Annotated in this window: 16 protein-coding genes and 1 pseudogene; 14 read left to right on the top strand and 3 right to left on the bottom strand. The window is 71.1% G+C overall.

The window, feature by feature from the left end; genetic code table 11:
* Window positions 1-121 precede the first annotated feature (121 nt).
* The 5 genes from leuS (at window position 122) to holA (ending at window position 8,404) form a co-directional block, all read left to right on the top strand.
* Window positions 122-2,617 (top strand): leucine--tRNA ligase, encoded by a 2,496-nt coding sequence (leuS, locus tag H9I38_RS02015; RefSeq protein ID WP_226336948.1) that lies wholly within the window; start codon window positions 122-124, stop codon window positions 2,615-2,617.
* A 4-nt stretch (window positions 2,618-2,621) separates the two neighbouring features.
* Window positions 2,622-3,629: a DegV family protein gene (locus tag H9I38_RS10905; protein ID WP_226336947.1), complete on the top strand. Its 1,008-nt coding sequence runs from the start codon at window positions 2,622-2,624 to the stop codon at window positions 3,627-3,629.
* 96 nt (window positions 3,630-3,725) lie between these two features.
* Window positions 3,726-4,760: a helix-hairpin-helix domain-containing protein gene (locus H9I38_RS02005; protein WP_319002170.1), complete on the top strand. Its 1,035-nt coding sequence runs from the start codon at window positions 3,726-3,728 to the stop codon at window positions 4,758-4,760.
* Window positions 4,761-4,783: 23 nt separating this feature from the next.
* Window positions 4,784-7,405 (top strand): ComEC/Rec2 family competence protein, encoded by a 2,622-nt coding sequence (locus H9I38_RS11040; protein WP_413463507.1) that lies wholly within the window; start codon window positions 4,784-4,786, stop codon window positions 7,403-7,405.
* A gap of 21 nt (window positions 7,406-7,426) precedes the next feature.
* Complete coding sequence (gene holA / locus H9I38_RS01995; RefSeq protein ID WP_226336945.1) at window positions 7,427-8,404, top strand: DNA polymerase III subunit delta; 978 nt, start codon at window positions 7,427-7,429, stop codon at window positions 8,402-8,404.
* Window positions 8,405-8,593: 189 nt separating this feature from the next.
* Here the strand turns inward: holA and rpsT are convergent, their stop codons facing one another.
* Window positions 8,594-8,854, bottom strand: a complete 261-nt coding sequence (gene rpsT, locus H9I38_RS01990) for a 30S ribosomal protein S20 (protein ID WP_226336944.1) — start codon at window positions 8,852-8,854, stop codon at window positions 8,594-8,596.
* Window positions 8,855-9,072: 218 nt separating this feature from the next.
* On the opposite strand from rpsT, the gene lepA reads away from it, so the two are divergent.
* Together lepA and hemW are read left to right on the top strand one after the other, a co-directional pair.
* Window positions 9,073-10,989 carry a translation elongation factor 4 gene (gene lepA / locus H9I38_RS01985; protein WP_226336943.1) on the top strand — a complete coding sequence of 639 codons (1,917 nt, stop codon included), beginning with the start codon at window positions 9,073-9,075 and terminating at the stop codon, window positions 10,987-10,989.
* Window position 10,990: 1 nt separating this feature from the next.
* The gene (gene hemW, locus H9I38_RS01980) at window positions 10,991-12,238 is read left to right on the top strand and encodes a radical SAM family heme chaperone HemW (protein ID WP_226336942.1); all 1,248 of its coding nucleotides are present in this window, start codon (window positions 10,991-10,993) and stop codon (window positions 12,236-12,238) included.
* A 57-nt stretch (window positions 12,239-12,295) separates the two neighbouring features.
* Here hemW and H9I38_RS01975 read toward each other — a convergent pair whose 3' ends face one another.
* Together H9I38_RS01975 and H9I38_RS01970 are read right to left on the bottom strand one after the other, a co-directional pair.
* Window positions 12,296-12,709 (bottom strand): DUF4870 domain-containing protein, encoded by a 414-nt coding sequence (locus H9I38_RS01975; protein WP_226336941.1) that lies wholly within the window; start codon window positions 12,707-12,709, stop codon window positions 12,296-12,298.
* A 111-nt stretch (window positions 12,710-12,820) separates the two neighbouring features.
* Window positions 12,821-13,592 (bottom strand): annotated as a pseudogene (locus H9I38_RS01970) (DUF3097 family protein).
* Between the two features lie 252 nt (window positions 13,593-13,844).
* Here H9I38_RS01970 and hrcA point away from each other — a divergent pair.
* Genes hrcA through era form a run of 7 tightly spaced genes read left to right on the top strand, consistent with a single transcriptional unit; the run spans window position 13,845 to window position 20,637 of the window.
* Window positions 13,845-14,915 (top strand): heat-inducible transcriptional repressor HrcA, encoded by a 1,071-nt coding sequence (gene hrcA, locus H9I38_RS01965; RefSeq protein ID WP_226336940.1) that lies wholly within the window; start codon window positions 13,845-13,847, stop codon window positions 14,913-14,915.
* Between the two features lie 15 nt (window positions 14,916-14,930).
* Window positions 14,931-16,076, top strand: a complete 1,146-nt coding sequence (gene dnaJ, locus H9I38_RS01960; RefSeq protein WP_226336939.1) for a molecular chaperone DnaJ — start codon at window positions 14,931-14,933, stop codon at window positions 16,074-16,076.
* A complete protein-coding gene (locus H9I38_RS01955; protein ID WP_226336938.1) occupies window positions 16,073-16,846 on the top strand; it encodes a 16S rRNA (uracil(1498)-N(3))-methyltransferase in 774 nt (257 codons plus the stop codon). Before dnaJ ends, H9I38_RS01955 begins: the two co-directional genes overlap by 4 nt.
* A gap of 26 nt (window positions 16,847-16,872) precedes the next feature.
* A complete protein-coding gene (locus H9I38_RS01950) occupies window positions 16,873-17,889 on the top strand; it encodes a PhoH family protein (RefSeq protein WP_226336937.1) in 1,017 nt (338 codons plus the stop codon).
* On the top strand, window positions 17,886-18,359 hold the full coding sequence (ybeY, locus tag H9I38_RS01945; RefSeq protein WP_226336936.1) for an rRNA maturation RNase YbeY: 474 nt from the start codon (window positions 17,886-17,888) through the stop codon (window positions 18,357-18,359). Before H9I38_RS01950 ends, ybeY begins: the two co-directional genes overlap by 4 nt.
* Complete coding sequence (locus H9I38_RS01940) at window positions 18,356-19,663, top strand: hemolysin family protein (protein WP_226336935.1); 1,308 nt, start codon at window positions 18,356-18,358, stop codon at window positions 19,661-19,663. The genes ybeY and H9I38_RS01940 overlap by 4 nt, the downstream gene beginning before the upstream one ends.
* Window positions 19,660-20,637, top strand: coding sequence for a GTPase Era (gene era, locus H9I38_RS01935; RefSeq protein ID WP_226336934.1), 978 nt, complete (start codon window positions 19,660-19,662; stop codon window positions 20,635-20,637). Before H9I38_RS01940 ends, era begins: the two co-directional genes overlap by 4 nt.

Genomic DNA, 20,637 nt, shown 5'->3' with positions numbered 1-20,637 from the left:
TGTCCGCACCCCGGACACGCGGCCGTCGGCGTCTGAGGGAAGGACGGAGGCGCCGCGGGACTGCACTAAAATCGTCAGGGTCCGCCGCGCGCGGGCAGACGCGACTTGATACAGGAGTGACGTGAGCGACGACCGGTCAACCGAGCAGGACTACGACTTCCGCGCCCTCGAGGCCAAGTGGGGCGGATCGTGGGAGGAGGCGAAGGTCTTCGAGCCGCAGCCCGGGGACACGCGGGAGCGCCGCTACGTCGTCGACATGTTCCCGTACCCCTCCGGGGACCTGCACATGGGCCACGCGGAGGCGTACGCGATCGGCGACGTCGCCAGCCGCTTCTGGCGCTTCAAGGGGTACAACGTCCTCCACCCGATCGGCTGGGACTCGTTCGGCCTTCCCGCGGAGAACGCGGCCATCAAGAACGGCACGCACCCGGCCGAGTGGACGTACAAGAACATCGAGGTCCAGGCCGGATCCTTCAAGCGCTACGGGCTCAGCCTGGACTGGTCCCGCCGCCTGCACACCTCGGACCCCGAGTTCTACCGGTGGACGCAGTGGCTCTTCCTCACGTTCTTCAAGAAGGGCCTCGCGTACCGCAAGGACTCGCCGGTCAACTGGTGCCCCAAGGACCAGACCGTGCTCGCGAACGAGCAGGTCGTGGACGGCGCCTGCGAGCGCTGCGGCACCCTGGTGACCAAGAAGAAGCTCAACCAGTGGTACTTCAAGATCACGGAGTACGCGGACCGGCTCGTCGACGACATGGACCAGCTCGAGGGCCACTGGCCGGACCGGGTCCTGCTCATGCAGAAGAACTGGATCGGCCGCTCGCACGGCGCCAACGTCCGGTTCGCCCTCGAGGCGGCCGGGGATCAGCCGGCTCGGGACATCGAGGTCTTCACCACCCGCCCGGACACGCTCTTCGGCGCCACCTTCATGGTGGTGGCTGTGGACTCGGACCTCGCGGAGGAGATCGTGGCGCCCGGGCAGCGGGCCGAGTTCGAGGCGTACCGGGAGAAGGCCAAGGCCGCCACCGAGATCGAGCGCCAGGCCACGGACCGGGAGAAGACCGGCGTCCTCTCCGGGCGCACGGCCGTCAATCCCGTCACGGGCGAGCAGATCCCGGTGTGGATCTCTGACTACGTGCTGGCGGACTACGGCACGGGCGCCATCATGGCGGTTCCCGCGCACGACGGCCGCGATCTCGGCTTCGCGAAGGCCATGGGCCTGCCCGTCCGGTCCGTCGTGGAGAACGGGGACCCGGATCCGGCCGAGTCGGGGGAGCCCAGCCTCTCGCCCGGCACCGCCAAGAACTCGGGCCCGCTGGACGGCCTCGCCAAGGAGGAGGCCATCGCAGCCGCCATTCGCCTCGTGGAGGAGCGCGGCACCGGCGAGGGCACCGTCAACTTCCGCCTGCGGGACTGGCTCCTGTCCCGCCAGCGCTTCTGGGGCACCCCGATCCCGATCATCCACTGCGAGTCCTGCGGCGAGGTGCCGGTCCCGGAGGACCAGCTGCCCGTCCGCCTGCCGGACGACCTCAAGGGGGAGCAGCTCGCGCCGAAGGGCGAGAGCCCGCTCGCGGCCGCGATGGAGTGGCGCCGCGTCTCCTGCCCGTCCTGCGGCGGCGAGGCTCTGCGGGACTCGGACACGATGGACACGTTCGTGGACTCCTCCTGGTACTACCTCCGCTATACGAGCCCGGGCCTCGAGGACGCTCCCTTCAGCCGGGACGCCGTGGACGAGTGGATGCCCGTGGGCCGCTACGTGGGCGGCGTCGAGCACGCCATCCTCCACCTGCTCTACGCGCGGTTCTTCACCAAGGTCCTCTACGACCTGGGCCTGGTCGGCTTCACCGAGCCCTTCTCCTCCCTCCTCAATCAGGGGCAGGTCATCAACCAGGGCAAGGCCATGAGCAAGTCGCTCGGCAACGGCGTCAACCTGGGCGAGCAGCTCGAGCTCTTCGGCGTGGACGCCGTCCGCCTCACCATGCTCTTCGCCTCGCCTCCGGAGGACGACGTCGACTGGGCGGACGTCTCGCCCACGGCCTCCTCGAAGTTCCTGGCGCGTGCGTGGCGCGTGGCCCGGGACGCAGGCCAGGCCGGCGCTGCAGGGGACCCGGCGGACTCGAAGGACACGGCGCTGCGGCGCGTCACCCACCAGACGCTGGCCCAGGCGAACGAGCTGCTCGAGCAGAGCAAGTTCAACGTCGTCGTCGCCAAGCTCATGGAGCTGACCAACGCGGCCCGCAAGTCGATCGACTCGGGGGCGGGCGCCGGGGACCCGGCGGTCCGCGAGGCGGCCATGGTCCTCACGCAGCTGCTCTCGATGTTCGCGCCGTACACGGCCGAGGACATGCACGAGATGCTCGGCGGCGAGGGCTTCGTGGCCAACACCCGCCTTCCCGAGCCGGACCCGAGCCTCCTCGTGGCGGACACCGTGACCGCCGTGGTGCAGGTGCAGGGCAAGGTGCGCGCCAAGCTCGAGGTCTCCCCGGACGTCTCCGAGGCGGAGCTCGAGGAGATGGCGCTGTCCGCCCCGCCGATCGTGCGGCTGCTCGAAGGCCGGTCTGTGGCCAAGGTGATCGTCCGCGCGCCGAAGCTCGTGAGCATCGTCCCGGGGAAGTAGCCCCGTGTCCTCGCCGTCGTCGCCGGAACCGCGCCGGGTCGCCGTCGTCGCGGACTCGTCTGCCGCAGCGACGGCGGCAGGGCGCCACGGCCTGAGGACGGCTGACGCGGTGGTCTCGCTCCCCATCCTCGTGGAGGACGAGCGCCTCGACGACCGCATGGACTCCGAGGCCCTCGCGGCCCAGATCGCGACGGCGCAGGCGGCGCGCCTTCGCGTGAGCACCTCGCGGCCGTCGCTCGGGGCCTTCGCCGACGTCTTCGAGGGCTGCCGCGCGCGAGGATTCGATGCTGTGGTCATCGTGACTCTGTCCGGGGCGCTCTCCGGAACGGCGGACGCCGCGAGGGCTGCCGCTGCGGAGGCCGCGATGCCCGTCGCCGTCGTGGACTCGCGAGCCGCCGGATGGGCGGCGGCGAGGTGCGTGGATGCTCTGGTCCGCGCCGCCGAGTCGGGAGCGCTCGACAGCCTCTGCGCAGGCGAGCCGGGCCTCGTGGACGGCGACGGCGCGGAGCGGGCGCGCAGCGCTGCAGAGCGTTCTCTCGAGCGCTGGCGGTGCGCCGCGACCCTGCCCAACCTGGCTGCGCTGCGGGCGGGCGGCCGGGCGCCCGCCGCCGCGGCAGGACTGGTCAAGGCGCTGAGCCTGCGCCCGGTGCTTCCCTTCGGAGCCGGAGGGTTCGCCTCCGTGGACATGGCGATGACGCCGGCCGGTGCCGTGGAGAAGGCCCTGCGGCACATCGGCTTGGACCGCAAGAGCACGGCGAAGGCGGATGCCGTACCGGGGCCGGAAGCACACGCGTCGTCGACGGTGCCCCCGTCCGGGCCCCGCAGAGCCCAGGATCGGGAGATCGTCGTGGAGACGTTCGCCGTGCCGCATGCCACCGCGGAACGGCAGCTGCGCGAGGCGGGATTCGAGGGGAGCCTCGTGTTCTCCCCGCTGCCGCTCGTGCTCGCCGTCCACCTGGGACCGGGCGCCATGGCGCTGTCCACGTGGGACGGGGCAGACGGCGTGTCCTGACCCGTGACCCGGCCGTGAGCCCTCCACAGCCGGGGCAGACAGGGCGCCGAGCGCGAGTTGTCCACGTTTGGAGAGGCCCCGGCGTGCAGGCGCGGGATGTTGTCGCACGATCGGAGCATGAGCCTCTCCCCGTCTGATCCTGCGTCACGCGCGCTCCTCCGACGCCTTCGCGGCGAGCCTGTCCGAGCAGCTGCCGCGCTCGGCACCCCTGTGGGTGAGGGGCAGGGACCGCAGCCTTGCGGAGCCGGCTCTGATGGGGTCGGCTCTGAGGGAGCCGGTTCAGACGGAAACGTGCCCGCTGAGGGCAGGCCGAGTTCGGGCCCGGGGCACAGCGTTTCTCCGGCGGCGTCTGGTGCGGCGCCGGACGGAAGGCTGCCGTCGCGTCGGCGGCGTCGCGGGCTGCTGGCCCTGCTCGGGCTCATCTGCGCAGTGGTCTCCGTCTTCTTCTGGAGGTCCGCGGGCCAGACGGCGGACCACGTCCGCATTCCCCGGGAGGGCGCCGCAGAGGCGGCACACGTCGGCGGTCACGTGGCGGATCGGAGCCCGGCCGCGTCGGAGCGTCCGTCGCGGTCCGCGGCGCCTACGGGGGCACCGGGCCGGCCGCAGGGCGCGGAGGCCGGGGAGGCCGCTCTCGTCGTCGACGTCGGAGGGGCGGTCAGGATCCCCGGTGTCTATGCGCTCCCGGTGGGCGCGCGTGTTGCGGACGCCATCGAGCGGGCTGGAGGCCCCCGGGAAGACGCTGCTCTGGACGCCGTGAACAGGGCCGAGCCGCTGAGTGACGGAGCTCAGCTGGTCGTCCCCAGGCAAGGTGAGGTGACCCAGGGGGAAACCAGCACTGCCAGGCCGGGCTCTCACGACGGCGGCAGCGCACTCCGGCGCCCCGTGGCCGGCTCTGGTCGTGGAGACCAGGCCCTGAAGCCAGCTGCTCAGGGCAACCGAGTCGACGTGAACCGTGCCAGCGCCGCGCAGCTGCAGACTCTGCCGAGGGTGGGACGAGTCCTCGCCGAGCGCATCGTGGAAGAGCGGACCAAGAACGGGCGCTTCACAGGGCTTGAAGACCTGCGGCGCGTGAAGGGCTGCGGCCCGAGCGTCCTCGCGGCCATCGACCCGCTCGTCAGCTTCGGGCCGTGACAGCGCCCACGGCACTCGCCTTGATGCGGCTCGTGAGGCACGGGATGACGCAGAGCCGGCTGGTCGCGGCGGCCCGCGGCGTACGCGAGGGCCTCTGTTCGCCTCGCAGGATTCCTGTGACGGCAGGGCTCTGCATCTGGGCCGTCGCGGCCGGCTGCGCCTCGGGTCTGCTCTGGATGGCGGGACTCGCAGGCATTGCGCTCGGGCTTCTCCTCTGGTTCGGACGAGCACCCGGACGAGCATGCGGGCACTTGAGCAGGCTGCGGGCCCGGCACCGGCTCGTGTCGGTGTACGCCGGCCTCGCCCTCCTCATCGTCGTCGTCCAGGTCTGCTCTGCCGCCGTGAGCGCTCCTTCGGCGCGGGAGCGTCTGAGCCGGGCGGGAGAGGCGGAACTCGTCATCGAGTCGAACCCTCGAGTTCTGCCCGGTGCTCGAGGGGAAGGCGGGGCGGAAGGAGAGAGCGCGGTCAAGCACACCGGTCATTCTCCGGAGGGCAGGGCGGGCGAACGCCGTCCGAGCGCAGAGACGTGCGCTGCTTCGGCCCGGACAGTCCCGGACGGCGTGAGGGTTGCTCTCCGATTTCCGTGTCGTGGGACTCCGGGGCGTGCCGGCACCGCTGAAGGCCCTGGCCCGCAGCACGCAGCCGGGCCGAAGGCCGGGGAACCGCCCGACCTCGGAGACACCGTGCTGGTCCGGCGCATGAGAGTGCGGGAGCCGGGCACGCGAGACAGGGGAGCGGCAGCGCTCGTCATCGCCGGGGAGGCGGTCGCGACGAACCGGGCCTGGTACCGGCCTCTGCGCGTGGCCCGTGTTCAGGCTGAGCAGGCCTTCGCCCAGACTGCCGGTCCGCGAAGCGGACGAGTGGCCGCCGCCATGGTCTACGGCGGGGACCCCGGCGACCCTCAGGCCGCCGCCTCGATGAAGACCGCCGGCCTCGCCCACCTGACGGCCGTCTCCGGTGCCAACTGCGCTCTGGCCGCGGCGGCCGGCCTCCTCGCGGTTCGCGTGCTGAGGGGAGGCCGAGGTCTTCAGGCGGCAGTCACCCTCGGGACGGTCGGGGCTTTCGCCCTGCTCTGCGGACCGGACGCGACCGTGCTGCGAGCGGCGGTCATGGGCTCGCTGGCAGCCTTGGCGCTGCTCCACGGCAGAGGGAGGTCTGGCCTCTGCCTGCTCAGCGCCGCCGTCGTCCTGCTCCTTGCATGGGACCCCTGGCTGTCGCTCGACCTGGGCTTCGGCCTCTCGGCGAGCGCGACGATGGGCATTCTGCTCTGGGCCAGGCCGTTCACCTCCCTTCTGGACCGTGTGCTGCCTGGCTGGATCGCCGCTCCCGCAGCCGTCGCTGCTTCGGCAGGCCTCGGCTGCCATCCGCTGCTCGCGCTCATGCTCCCGTCGCTTCCGGGTCTCAGCCTGCCCGCCAACCTGCTCGTTGGGGCTCTCGTGGCCCCGGTCACCTTCTGCGGCCTCGCGGTGCTGGGAACGGCGTGGGTGTGGCCCGGGGCGGCAGCGGCGCTCGCCTGGGGCCCGAACCGCGCCGTCGACCTCATTCTGGCCGTCGCGGAGTTCGTCGCAGCCCACCCGGCGAATCGCTCCCCGCTGCCGGTCGGCATCCCGGGAATGCTGCTGGGGATCGCCGCGTGGGCGCTGCCCTGGATGCTCCAGCAGTGGCTCGCGCGCCGCACCGAGAGCACCTGGCACCCCCAGCCGCCCCGCGGCAGGCGGAGGACGGCGATGGCCGGATGGGCGGCGGCGTCGATCCTCGTGGCCGTGCTGCCGTTCCTCAGGCCGAGCGCAGGGGTGGTGGACGGCTGGCAGCTCGCCCTCTGCGACGTCGGCCAAGGCGATGCCGCGGTGGTTCGCAGCGGCGCCCATGCGATCCTCGTTGACGCGGGCCCACCCGGGGACGCCGCCGCTCGCTGTCTCCAGGAGCTCGGAGTCCGTGAGCTCGACGCGGTCATCCTCAGCCACCTCCACGCAGACCACCGAGGAGGTCTGCCCGCAGTCCGTCGGCGGCACCCGGGGGGTCCCGGTCTTCTACAGCTCCGCGAGCACGGAGGACAGAGCTCTGAGGCTCACCTCCGCAGACGCAGGGCAGCTGCGCCGTGTGGATGCAGAGTCCCATCCGCCGGGGAGCGTCCTGCTGGAACGGGAGGGGCTCCGCGTCGAGGCCGTCCTCACAGCGCCGAGGCCCGCACGCGCCGTCGGCGGGGGAGAGAGCCAGGAGAACCGCGCCAGCTCAGCCCTCCTCGTCTCGTCCCGGCACGCCGGGGGCGGGCTGACCGTCTTGTTCCTCGGCGACCTGGAGCGCGAGTCGGACTCCGCTCTCTCGCGGGCCATCGACGATCTGGGACGTCGCGGGACCAGAAGGGTCGACGTCGTCAAGGTCCCGCACCACGGAGCTCGGAACGGCGCCGCTGCGTATGCGCCGCTGAGCCCCAGGGCAGCCCTCATCGGGGTCGGCACGGGGAACTCCTACGGCCATCCCCACCAGCCGGTCCTGGAGCGGCTGACCGCGGCTGGAGCCCGGGTCTTCCGCACCGACAGGCACGGGCTGGTGACTCTGCGCGAGGACGGAGAGGACCTTGTCGTCCGGCCCAGTCGGCCGTGACCCCGCCCGAGAGGGGCGGCAGATACGATGGAGAACTGTGATGAACCACCGCGGAGGCGCCCATGGCTGAGGCCAAGAACCCACGTGATGCGCGTCTGGCGCCGCTCGTCCTCTTCCTCGGGCCGGAGGAGTTCCTCTTCCGCAAGATGCTTCCCTCGCTGAGACGGCAGGCGCTGGAACGGGAGCCGGAGACCGACGTGCACCGGCTCAACGCCGCGGACTATGCGGCCGGGGACCTCGAGTCCGCCGCCCAGGCCTCGCTGTTCTCTCCGAGCTCCTTCGTCCAGGTCGAAGGCCTCGGCTCCATGAGCGAGGCCTTCCTCGAGGAGGCCCTCGCCTACGTGAAGGCCCCGGTGGACGAGGCCAGCGTGGTGCTGCACCATCCCGGCGGCAACCGGGGCAAGAAGCTGCTGGACGCGCTCAAGAAGAACGCCGCGGTCTACGACTGCTCCAGCCTCAAGAGGGATTCGGACAAGCAGGCGTACGTCGTCGCCGAGTTCAAGGCGGCCCGCCGCAAGATCTCGGCCGATGCCGTGACCGCGCTCGTCCAGGCCGTCGGGAGCAGCCTCGCGGAGCTGGACTCCGCCTGTCAGCAGCTCATCCAGGACGTGCCGGGGGACGTGACCGCGGAGCTCGTCAATCGCTACTACGGCGGCCGGGTCGAGGCGACGGCGTTCAAAGTGGCGGATGCGGCGGTCGCGGGTCAGACCGCCCAGGCGCTGGGCATCGCACGGGCTGCCATGGTCACCGGGGTGGACCCGGTGCCGCTCGTCGCCTCCATCGGCGTCAAGGTCCGAGGCCTCGCCAAGGTCGCCGGATTCAGAGGCAGCCCCGGTGAAGCGGCGCAGGCCTTCGGCATGGCTCCGTGGCAGGCCAAGAACGCGATGGCCGATGCGCGGCGGTGGAGCAGCCCGTCTCTCATCGCAGCCGTCCAGGCGGTCGCGGAGGCCGACTACAACGTCAAAGGCGGATCCAGGAACCCCGGCTTCGTGGTGGAGCGTCTCATCATCGAGCTCGGACGGCTCATCGGGCGTCGCTGACGAGAGCCGCACGGCTCGCCTGCAGGCGCCTTCACAGGACTGCAGGACAAGCCTCCAGGCATGACGAAAGGGCCCTCCGCCGAGGCGGAGGGCCCTTTCGGTCTCAGCGGCTCCGGCTGTGAGACCCCAGCGGGCCGCCGGAGCGCACGCCGAGTCAGATCAGGGGCCTGACCAGGCTGAGCGCCTGAATCAGAGGGCGGAGACCTTCTTCGCGATGGCCGACTTGCGGTTCGCGGCCTGGTTGCGGTGGATCACGCCCTTGCTCACAGCCTTGTCCAGCTTCTTGCCCGCGAGGGCGAGAGCGGACGTCGCCTTCTCCTTGTCAGAAGCGGCGACGGCCTCGTTGACAGAGCGGACGAGCGTCTTGAGCTCGCTCTTGACGGCCGCGTTGCGCTGACGAGCCTTCTCGTTCGTCAGAATGCGCTTCTTCTGGGACTTGATGTTTGCCACTTTTGCTCTTTCGGTTTACTCGAAACAGGGGTCGGTGAGGGTATTCCCGTCACTGCGAAGACTGAGCGGCGTGGGGCACCGATTGGATCGCCGGACGGGGTGCCCGTCGACCTGCGCGGACACACAGCGTCCCAGTCTACCAGGTTCAGCCCGTCACCCGGGGACCCAGGTGCTCTCAAGGGCGGCGCGCCGCGATGCCGCCGGGCCTCGGCGAGTTCATGGGACAATGGCGTATTGCCCTGCACGCCCTCTCGACCGCTAGGAAGCCACCGCCCGTGTCGCCCAAGGCCAATCTCGCGCTGACCCCAGCCAAGACCCCTGCGGACCTCCTCCGCAACTTCTGCATCATCGCGCACATCGACCACGGGAAGTCGACCCTCGCGGACCGGATGCTCCAGCTGACCGGCGTCGTCGAGCCCCGGGCGATGAAGGCCCAGTACCTGGACCGCATGGACATCGAGCGCGAGCGCGGCATCACCATCAAGTCCCAGGCCGTCCGCATGCCGTGGGAGGTGGACGGCCAGTCCTACGCGCTCAACATGATCGACACGCCGGGCCACGTCGACTTCACCTACGAGGTCTCCCGCTCGCTCGCCGCCGGCGAGGGCGCCATCCTCCTCGTGGACGCGGCGCAGGGCATCGAGGCGCAGACGCTCGCCAACCTCTATCTCGCGATGGAGAACGACCTCACGATCATCCCCGTCCTCAACAAGATCGACCTCCCCGCCGCACAGCCGGAGAAGTACGCGGAGGAGCTCGCCACGCTCATCGGCGGGGAGCCGGAGGACGTCCTCAAGGTCTCGGGCAAGACGGGCGAGGGCGTCGAGGCGCTGCTGGACAAGATCGTGGCGGAGATCCCCGCGCCCGTCGGAAACGCAGACGCGCCCTCCCGCGCCATGATCTTCGACTCGGTCTATGACACCTACCGCGGCGTCGTGACCTACGTCCGCGTGGTGGACGGCAAGCTCTCCCCGCGCGAGCGCATCGAGATGATGTCCACCGGCGCTCAGCACGAGCTGCTCGAGATCGGCGTCATCTCGCCTGAGCCCATCCCCTCGGAGGGCCTCGGCGTCGGCGAGGTCGGCTACCTCATCACCGGCGTGAAGGACGTCCGCCAGTCCAAGGTGGGCGACACGGTCACGAGTGCCGCCAAGCCGGCCGAGCGCCAGCTCGCGGGCTATGAGGAGCCCAAGCCGATGGTCTTCTCCGGTCTCTACCCGCTGGACGGCACGGACTACCCGGTGCTCCGCGACGCGCTGGACAAGCTCAAGCTCAACGACGCGGCCCTCGTCTACGAGCCGGAGACCTCCGCCGCGCTCGGCTTCGGCTTCCGCGTGGGCTTCCTCGGCCTCCTGCACCTCGAGATCGTCCGCGAGCGCCTCGAGCGGGAGTTCAACCTGGACCTCATCTCGACGGCGCCCAACGTCGTCTACCAGGTGGAGATGGAGGACGGCTCCCACGTCGAGGTGACCAACCCGTCCGAGTTCCCCTCGGGCAAGGTCAACGAGGTCCGGGAGCCGATGGTCTCGGCCACGGTCCTCGCCCCGAACGAGTTCGTCGGCGCCATCATGGAGCTCTGCCAGTCCCGCCGCGGGAACATGAAGGGGATGGACTACCTCTCCGAGGACCGGGTGGAGATCCGCTACGCCCTGCCGCTCGCGGAGATCGTCTTCGACTTCTTCGACGTGCTCAAGTCCCGCACCCGCGGCTACGCCTCGCTGGACTGGAAGCCGGAGGGGGACCAGGCGGCCGACCTCGTCAAGGTGGACATCCTCCTCCAGGGCGAGCAGGTGGACGCGTTCTCCGCCATCACCCACAAGGACAAGGCCTACTCCTACGGCGTCTCCATCACGGGCAAGCTCCGGGAGCTCATCCCCAGGCAGCAGTTCGAGGTGCCCATCCAGGCGGCCATCGGCTCCCGGATCATCGCCCGCGAGAACATCCGCGCCATCCGCAAAGACGTCCTCGCGAAGTGCTACGGCGGCGACATCAGCCGCAAGCGCAAGCTCCTCGAGAAGCAGAAGGAGGGCAAGAAGCGCATGAAGATGGTCGGCCGGGTCGAGGTCCCGCAGGAGGCCTTCATCGCGGCGCTCTCCTCCTCGGACGCGAAGGACGCCAAGGAGAAGAAGAAGTAGCGTGCCCTCCGCACTTCCCCTCGGAGAGACCCCTCCGCGCGACGGCGCCCTGCCCGCCTCGGCCTTCCACGGCGCCGGCGAGCGCACGCTCTCGCTCTACGTCCACGTCCCCTTCTGCTCGGTCCGCTGCGGCTACTGCGACTTCAACACGTACACGGCCACCGAGCTCGGCGGCGGGGGAGCGCAGGCGGAGTACGCGGGCCAGGCCGTCCGGGAGATGGACCTGGCGGTGCAGGTGCTGGCGGGGCGGACCGAGGACGGAACGACGGCGGAGAGCGCCAACCGTCCCCTGCACTCCGTGTTCTTCGGCGGGGGCACGCCCTCCCAGCTGCCCGCCGAGGACCTGGCGAGGATGCTCGAGGCGGCCGTGGACCGGTGGGGCCTCGAGCCCGGGGCCGAGGTCACCATGGAGGCGAACCCGGACTCCGTGACACGCCCCATGCTCGAGCGCATGGCCGAGGCGGGGCTGACCCGTGTCTCCTTCGGCATGCAGTCCGCGGTGCCGCACGTGCTGCGCACGCTGGACCGCACCCACGAGCCGGAGCGCGTCCCCGTCGTGGTCGGCTGGGCCCGAGAGCTCGGCCTCTCGGCGAGCGTGGACCTCATCTACGGCACGCCGGGCGAGTCGCTCGAGGACTGGCGCGCGAGCGTCGAGGCCGCCCTCGCCCTCGAGCCGGACCACGTCTCCGCGTATTCGCTCATCATCGAGGACGGCACCAGGCTGGCGGCGCAGATGCGCCGGGGCCAGGTTCCGTATCCGAGCGACGACGACGCAGCGGACAAGTACGAGCTCGCCGACGCAGCCTTCCGGCAGGCCGGGCTCGAGTGGTACGAGGTGAGCAACTTCGCGCGGCGCCCGGAGGACCGCTCCCGGCACAACTACGCCTACTGGCGCGGCGGCGACTGGTGGGGGATCGGCCCCGGCGCGCACTCGCATGTCGGCGGCGTGCGCTTCTGGAACGCCAAGCATCCCACGGCCTATGCCCAGCGGCTCGCCGCGGGTCAGACGCCGAGCGTGGGCCGTGAGGTCCTGACGGCGGAGGAGACGGCGCTGGAGAAGCTGCTCCTCGAGGTGAGGACCGTGGACGGGCTCGCCGTGAGTGCCGTGTCCCAGGAGGCGCGTCCGCGCGTGGCGGCACTCGTGGCCAGGGGGCTGGTGGACGGCCGGGAGGCGATCCGCGGCCGCCTCGTGCTCACGCTGCGCGGGCGTCTCCTCGCGGACGCAGTGGTGCGGGAGCTCGCGGGCTGACCCGCGGGGCCGGGCCCGCCGGCCAGGCGTCAGCAGCCGGTTGTCAGCGGTCTCGAGTCAGCGGATGAGGCGCAGGTTGAAGTCGTAACGGTACGGCCGCCCGCGCTCCACCTCGATGCCGGCGAGGACCGAGAAGATGGTGACGACCACCCAGATCATCGCGTGGATGACGGCGAAGAACCCTCCGATGCCCGGGATCTGCATGAGCAGCAGCGCCACGAGGGCCACGATCGTGGGAGGCAGCGTGAAGTTGAGGGCCTCCTTGGACTCCTGGGCGGTGAAGGGCCCGCGGTCCTTGAAGACGAGGAAGATGATCAGGGACGGGATGCACAGCAGAACGCCGCCGAAGTGGGCGAGCGTGGCCCACTGCCGGTCCTGGGCGGCAGTCAGCGGAAGCGCGCTGGCGGGAGTGCCCTCGAAGCGAGAGGCCTCTTCATCATGCGGGTTCTGCTCTGTCGGGTGGTGTGCCACGTGGTTCGGTACCTGATTCGCTCGGGGTCGTCGGGGATGAGATGTCAGGGGACTTCCCACACAGCATAGCGTTCGAGCCCGTGCCGGCGCGGGAGGCCGCAGCCCACCCGTTCAGTCCTGGGGAACGGTCACGAAGTCGATGACCTCTTCGACTCGCCCGAGCAGGCTCGGCTCGAGGTCCGCGTAGGTGCGCACCGCGCCGAGGATCCGCTTCCATCCCTGGGCCACGTCCGCCGTCGTGCGCGAGGGCCAGCCGATGCCCTCGAGGACGCCCGTCTTCCAGTCCCGGCCGCGCGGCACCTCCGGCCAGCGCTGCAGGCCGAGCACCGAGGGCTTGACCGTCTGCCAGACGTCCACGTAGGGGTGTCCCACGATGAGCACGTTCCCCGCCGCGCCCCGGGGTCCGCATCGCGTCGTCGCGGATCCGGGCCTCCTTGGTCCCCTCGACGAGGTGGTCCACGAGGATGCCGAGGCGCCGCGTCGCGGAGGGGCCGAACTCGGCGATGGCGCCGGCGAGGTCGTCCACGCCGTGGAGGGGCTCCACGACGATCCCCTCGACGCGCAGATCGTCGCCCCACACCTTCTCGATGAGCTCCGCGTCGTGCTTGCCCTCCACCCAGATGCGGCTGGCCCGCGCGGTCCGGGCCCGCTGTCCGCTCACCTTGACCGAGCCGCTCGCGGTCCGCTGAGGCGCGCCCGCCGCCGCGCGCGGTGCCGGCGGCGCGAGCTGCACCTGCTCGCCCTCGAGGAGGAACCCGTAGTCGAGGGGGAACGCCCGGATCCCGCCGTGGCGGTCCTCGAGCTCGACGACGATCCCGCCGCCCATCCGCTCGATGCGCACGACGGCGCCGACGAATCCGCTCGCCTCGTCCTCGAGCACCATGTCCCGCTCCACCGGGACCTTTCTCACGGTGCGGCGAGGCGGCTTCGCGGAGATGTCTCCCGGACCCCAGGAGTAGTCGAATGTCGGCACGGACGGCCCCGTTCTGCGTCGTCGTTCTGCGTCGTAGTCGTTCCCGGACTGTTCGCTGGCCGCGAGCGCCGGTCCGACCCCTATTAGACTTAGCACTGAGGCGCTCCGAGTGCTAGCGTCGAGCACCGCGGAATCGAGTTGCTGGAAAGTGGGTGAGCTGACGTGACGAGCGAGCGCCGCCTGGCCGTGCTCCGGGCCATCGTCGAGGACTACGTGTCCACGAGCGAGCCCGTCGGCTCCAAAGCCCTCGTGGAGCGGCACAGCCTCAACGTCTCCCCGGCCACCATCCGCAATGACATGGCCGCGCTGGAGGAGGAGGGGCTCATCACCGCTCCGCACACGAGCGCCGGCCGCATCCCCACGGACCGCGGCTACCGGACGTTCGTGGACCGCCTCTCGGAGATCAAGCCGCTCTCGGCGGCGGAGCGGAAGGCCATCCGCACCCTGCTCGAGGGCGCTGAGGACCTGGACGACGTCATGGGCCGCTCCGTCCGGCTCCTGAGCCAGCTCACCCATCAGGCGGCCCTCATCCAGTACCCGGTCTCCTCGTCGGCGAGCGTCAAGACGCTGGAGATCGTCGGCCTCTCGGAGACGGTGGCGCTCGTCGTCCTCATCACCTCCGCGGGAGCGGTCACGCAGCGCACCGTCCACACGCCGGGCCACACGGAGGCGGAGATCACGGCGTCCCGTGACTTCCTGCGGGCTCTCTCCTCCGGTCTCCCGCTCGCGCTGGCCGCGGCCCGGTTCCGCGAGGCGGCCCAGGCCGCGGCCCGGGCGGCCCGCGGGGGAGAGCCGGAGGGCGTGCTCCGCGGCGCTCCCGGCCAGTCCGGATCGCAGCGGCTCGCCGAGATGGCCGCGGCATGCGCGGACCTCTGCGACTCCTTCTCCACGAGCAAGATCGTCATGAGCGGAACGGCACACCTCGCCCGCTCCACGAGCGACTTCGCCTCGACCATCACCCCCGTCCTCGAGGCGCTCGAGGAGCAGGTCGTCCTCATGAAGCTGCTCGCGGAGATCGCGGCCGAGGACACGGACCTCGAGGTCCGCATCGGCCGGGAGAACGACGGCGCCCTGGCGGAGACCGCCGTGGTCCTGGGCCACTACGGCGTGCCCTCTGCGCAGGACGGCGCCCTCGGCGTCATCGGCCCCACCCGCATGGACTACGCGAGCTCGATGTCGGCCGTCCGCGCCGTCGCCCGCTACGTCACCCGCATCCTCCACGCCAACGAGTAAAGGATCCACACCACTGTGAGCCACTACGAGACCCTGGGCGTCTCCAAGGACGCCTCGGCCGAGGAGATCAAGCGCGCCTACAAGAAGCTCGCGCGCACGTTCCACCCGGACATCAACCCGGACCCGGACGCCGCGGACCAGTTCAAGAAGGTCTCGCACGCGTACGAGGTCCTCAGCGACCCCCAGCGCCGTCAGAACTACGACCAGTTCGGCGATGAGAACGGCAACGGAGCCCAGGGCTTCGGCGGGGGCGGCTTCGGCGGCTTCGACTTCGGGGACATCTTCGGCCAGTTCTTCGGCGGCGGCGCCCAGCGCGGGCCCGCCTCGCGGACGCAGCCGGGCCAGGACGCGCTCATCGGCCTCCAGCTCAGCCTCGAGGAGGCGGTCTTCGGCGTGACGAAGAGCGTCGACGTCCGCACGGCCGTGGTCTGCGAGAAGTGCGCGGGCTCCTGCTGCGAGCCGGGCACCGAGCCGATGCGCTGCGACGTCTGCGGCGGCGCGGGACAGATCCCGCAGGAGGTCGTCACCCCGCTGGGCCGCATGCAGTCGATCGCGCCGTGCGGCACGTGCCGGGGCTTCGGCACGGTCATCAAGCACCCGTGCGTCACCTGCCAGGGGCAGGGCCGCGTCCAGGAGCGGCGGACCATCAAGATCAAGGTCCCGGGCGGCATCCGCTCGGGCAACCGCATCCAGCTCCGCGGCGAGGGCGAGGCCGGCATCGCCGGCGGCCGGGCGGGAGACCTCTACGTCGAGGTCAAGGTGAAGCCGAACGACCGCTTCGAGCGCGACGGCGACGACCTCCTCACCCACATCCGCGTGCCGATGACGAGCGCCGCCCTCGGAGCCTCGCTCAGCATCGACACGTTCGACGGCCCCCAGACGGTGGATGTCGAGCAGGGCACCCAGCACGGCGCGGTGCGCACGCTGCGCGGCCTCGGCGCCAAGAAGCTGCGCCACGGCGTCGGCACGGACGAGCGGGGTGACCTGCGCGTCATGATCGACGTCGAGACCCCCACGAAGCTCAAGCCCGCAGAGCGGGAGCTGCTCGAGCAGCTCGCGAGCCTCCGCGGCGAGGAGAACCCGCAGCCGGAGGTCCACGCCTCCCACGGCGGCGGAGTCTTCTCCCGCCTCCGGGGCCGCTTCACCGGAACGGGACAGTGACCCTTCACCAGTTCGCCGCCGGCTCCGCCCTCGAGGGGGCGGAGGCCGGCGTCCGCGTGCGCATCGAGGGCCAGGAGGCCCGGCACGCACTCTCCGTGCACCGCCTCCAGCCGGGCGAGGAGCTCCTGCTTGCGGACGGCGCGGGACTCGTGGGCCGCGCCCTCGTGGATCCGGCCTCCGAGACGGGGAAGTCGCCCGTGCTCGTCGCCGAGGTCCTCGAACTGTCTCGCGAGGAGCGCCCGGCCCCGCGTCTGCACCTCGTCCAGGCCCTCGCCAAGGGAGACCGGGATCTCGCCGCGATCGAGACGGCCACCGAGCTGGGCGCCGCGAGCGTGGCCCCGTGGGAGGCGGACCGCTCGGTGGCCCGGTGGCCCGCGGCCAAGCGGGAGAAGTCGGCCTCCAAGTGGCGCAGCGTGCTCGAGGCGGCCGCCAAGCAGTCGCGCAGCCCCTGGACACCGGTTCTGCAGGAGCTCGTCGGCACGCCTGCGCTCGCCCGCCGCGTCGCCGAGTGGACGGAGCGGGGCGCGCTCGTCGTCGTGCTCCACGAGGACGCCGAGGACGCCGCCGCCCAGGTCTTCGCCGGGACGGAGGCGGAGGACGTGTACGTCGTCGTCGGCCCCGAGGGCGGCATCTCGGAGAAGGAGACGCGGCAGCTCGTGGAGGCGGGCGCGCGGCTCGCCTCGCTCGGCCGCCTCATCCTCCGCGCCTCCTCCGCGGGCCCGGCGGCCATGGCGACGGCGCGGGCCGTCTGGGCGGTGACCGCCTCCTGACCCGTCCTCGTCCTAGACTGGTGGGGATGACTGTGCACAGCGAGCCCACTGAGAGCGTCTTCTCGTTCGGATCCGTGGAGGAGTCCCTCCGCGTCCTCGGAGCAGGGGACTCCAACATCTCCCTGCTCGAATCCTTCCTGCCCGGGACGCGCCTGGTCCCGCGGGGCCAGCACGTCCGCATCGTCTCGGATGCTCCGGAGGGCGCCTCGCAGGCTCTGGAGGTCCTGGGCGAGCTGCGGACCATCGCGCAGCGGGGGACGCTCATCGGCGAGCACGTCGTGGAGCAGGTCGTCTCGATGCTTCGGCGAGGCCCCGCCGAGACGGGCGATCCGGCTCCCGCGCCCTCGCAGGTCCTCACCACGAGCATCCTCTCCACGCGCGGCAAGAACATCCGGCCCAAGACGCTCAACCAGCAGAGGTACGTCGAGGCGATCGACGACCACACGATCGTCTTCGGCCTCGGCCCCGCGGGCACGGGCAAGACCTATCTCGCCATGGCCAAGGCCGTCCAGGCGCTCACGCGCAAGGAGGTCAGCCGGATCATCCTGACGAGGCCCGCCGTCGAGGCGGGGGAGCGGCTCGGATACCTCCCGGGCTCCCTCAACGAGAAGATCGATCCCTACCTGAGGCCGCTCTACGACGCGCTCCACGACATGGTGGACCCGGAGTCCATCCCGCGCCTCATGGAGGCCGGGACCATTGAAGTGGCCCCGCTCGCGTTCATGCGCGGACGGACGCTCAACGACGCCTTCATCATCCTCGACGAGGCGCAGAACACCACCGCAGACCAGATGAAGATGTTCCTGACCCGGCTCGGCTTCGGCTCGAAGATGGTCGTCACCGGGGACGCCTCCCAGGTGGACCTGCCCGGCGGGGCCCAGGGCGGGCTGCGGACCGTCGAGGCGGTCCTGGACGGGGTCGAGGACATCGACTTCGTCCATCTCGGCGCCGAGGACGTGGTGCGCCACCGCCTGGTCAGCGACATCGTCAACGCCTACGGCGCCTGGGACGAGCGCTCCGCCCGGAGCGGGGGCCGCCGATGAGCATCGAGTTCGTCAACGAGACCGAGGCGGAGGCGGACGCGGAGCAGATGGTCGCGTGCACGCGCTTCGTGCTCGACGCCATGCACCTGCACCCGGAGACGGACGTGGCCGTCACGCTCATCGACCCCGAGGAGATGGCCCGGCTCCACGTCGAGTGGATGGACCTGGAAGGCCCCACCGACGTCATGAGCTTCCCCATGGACGAGCTCCGTCCCGGGCAGCCGGGCTCGCGGACCGGCGCCGGCGTCCTCGGGGACGTGGCGATCTGTCCACACGTCGCGGCCGAGCAGGCGGCGGCGCAGGGGCACAGCGCGCAGGACGAGATGCTCCTGCTGCTCACCCACAGCCTCCTCCACCTCATGGGCTTCGACCACGACTCGGACGAGGCGAAGGCCGAGATGTTCGCGCTCCAGGACAGGCTGCTCACCGCGTTCCTGGGCCGTCCCGCTCCGAAGGCGACGACGGCGTGACCTACCTGCTCCTCGGCCTGCTCTTCGTCGCCGCGATCACCCTCGCGGCCGTTCTGCTCTCCAGCGAGTCGGCCCTCAGCTATCTGCCCCGCTCCGACGCCGAGCGTCTCGGGCGCGGGCGCAACGGGCGCTCGATCCAGAAGATCCTGGCGCGTCCGCGGGACCACCTCCACGGGGTCCGGTTCCTGCGCATCTTCTTCGAGATGGCCGCCGCGATCGCCATCGCGCTCATGGCGGCGCAGCTCATCGAGAACGTGTGGCTCGCGGGCCTCATCACCACGGTGGTCATCACCGGCATCTCGTTCGTCATCGTGGGCGTCTCGCCGCGCCAGTTCGGCCGTGCGCACTCGAGCGCCGTCGTCGTCGCCACCGCCCCGATGGTCCGCTGGCTGTGCGTCCTCCTCGGGCCCATCCCGCGCTGGCTGGCGAGGCTCGGGCAGTCGCTCGCGGGCAAGGGCGCCCCGATGGACGACGCGTTCTTCACGGAGGACGAGTTCCGCGAGTTCGTGGACCGGGCCTCCAGCGCGGACTACATCGAGGACGAGGAGGCGGAGCTGATCCACTCCGTCTTCGACCTCGACGACACGCTCGTGGCGAGCCTCATGGTCCCGCGGACGGACATGATCACGATCCACAAGGACGAGACCCTCGAGAGGGCGATGCGCCTCTTCCTCCGCTCGGGATTCTCCCGCGTGCCGGTCATCAACGAGGACGCGGACGACATCGTCGGAATGCTCTACTTCAAGGACGTCGCGGCGCGGCTCAGCACGACGGCGCCCGCGTGGGGCCACCTCGAGCCGTGGGAGGCTCAGGAGCAGCAGGTTCGCGAGATCTGCCGAGACGTCCGCTACGTCCCCGACTCGATGCGGGCCACGGACCTCATGCGCGAGCTCCAGCGCGAGTCCATCCACGTGGCCATCGTCGTGGACGAGTACGGAGGCACCGCGGGCCTCGTCACCCTCGAGGATGTGCTCGAGGAGATCGTCGGAGACATTGCGGACGAGTATGATGCGAAGGATTCGGAGCCTGCTCCCCTCGCCGACGGCGGCTGGGAGGTCGCCGCGCGCATGAACGTGGACGACCTCGCGGACCTCCTCGGCATCGAGCTGGAGTACGACGACGTCGAGACGGTGGGCGGGCTCCTCGCCAAGGCCATCGGGCGCGTGCCCATCGAGGGCAGCGCCGGGGAGATCGGGACGCTCTCGCTCCGGGCATCCCGCCAGCAGGGCCGCCGGCACCAGATCTCGCACGTCATCGTGCACCACACCCCTGAGCTCGAACCTGACACGGAGGACGAGGAATGATCGACGAGCGCAGCGCCGCCCCGAGCGGCCCGCCCCAGTTCGCCCCCGCGCAGGAGGGCTTCCGCGCAGGCTTCCTCTCGTTCGTCGGCCGCCCGAACGTCGGCAAGTCCACCCTGACCAACGCGCTCGTGGGGGACAAGATCGCGATCACCTCGAACAAGCCGCAGACGACGCGGCACACGATCCGCGGCATCGTCCACGGCGAGGGGCACCAGATCGTCCTCGTGGACACCCCCGGCCTCCACCGGCCCCGGACCCTCCTCGGCAAGCGCCTCAACGAGCTCGTCTCGGAGACCCTGGCGGACGTGGACGCCATCGCCTTCTGCCTCCCCGCGAACGAGGCCATCGGGCCGGGAGACCGCTACATCGCGCAGCACGTGCGGGACATGGGGCGCAAGCCCCTCATCGCCGTCGTGACCAAGGCGGACACCGTCTCCCGCCAGGCCCTCGGCGAGCAGCTCGTGGCGGTCGAGGCCCTCGGCCGGGAGATCACGGACGGCCGCGGCTGGGACGCCATCGTCCCCGTGTCGGCCGTCTCGGACTACCAGATCGGCCGTCTCGCCTCCGTCCTCGCAGAGCACATGCCCGAGTCCGCGCCGCTGTACCCCACGGACGCCGTGACGGACGAGTCGGACACCACCTACATCGCGGAGCTCGTCCGCGAGGCGGCGCTCGAGGGCGTCCGCGACGAGCTGCCGCACTCGCTCGCCGTCGCCGTGGAGGAGGTCGTGCCCCGGGAGGACCGGCCGGCCGAGAAGCCGCTCACGGACGTCCGGGTGACCGTCTACGTGGAGCGTCCGAGCCAGAAGGCCATCGTCATCGGCAAGGGCGGATCCCGGCTGAAGTCGATCGGCGCGGCCGCCCGTCCCGCCATCCAGAAGCGCCTCGGCACGCAGGTCCACCTCGACCTGCACGTCAAGGTGCTCAAGGACTGGCAGCGGGATCCGAAGCAGCTCAACCGGCTCGGCTTCTAG

The organism is Arthrobacter sp. UM1 (genome assembly GCF_020483305.1).
Classification (GTDB): domain Bacteria; phylum Actinomycetota; class Actinomycetes; order Actinomycetales; family Micrococcaceae; genus Falsarthrobacter.
The sequence above is the reverse complement of the archived record's forward strand: the minus strand, read 5'-3'. Positions and strand labels throughout refer to the sequence as shown.

Bases quoted from the DNA above. Each gene is read 5' to 3' on its own strand.
- H9I38_RS02005 (WP_319002170.1), top strand. From the start codon at position 3,726: ATGTTGTCGCACGATCGGAGCATGAGCCTCTCCCCGTCTGATCCTGCG.
- H9I38_RS11040 (WP_413463507.1), top strand. From the start codon at position 4,784: ATGCGGCTCGTGAGGCACGGGATGACGCAGAGCCGGCTGGTCGCGGCG.
- holA (WP_226336945.1), top strand. From the start codon at position 7,427: ATGGCTGAGGCCAAGAACCCACGTGATGCGCGTCTGGCGCCGCTCGTC.
- lepA (WP_226336943.1), top strand. From the start codon at position 9,073: ATGGGACAATGGCGTATTGCCCTGCACGCCCTCTCGACCGCTAGGAAG.
- H9I38_RS01950 (WP_226336937.1), top strand. From the start codon at position 16,873: ATGACTGTGCACAGCGAGCCCACTGAGAGCGTCTTCTCGTTCGGATCC.
- ybeY (WP_226336936.1), top strand. From the start codon at position 17,886: ATGAGCATCGAGTTCGTCAACGAGACCGAGGCGGAGGCGGACGCGGAG.
- era (WP_226336934.1), top strand. From the start codon at position 19,660: ATGATCGACGAGCGCAGCGCCGCCCCGAGCGGCCCGCCCCAGTTCGCC.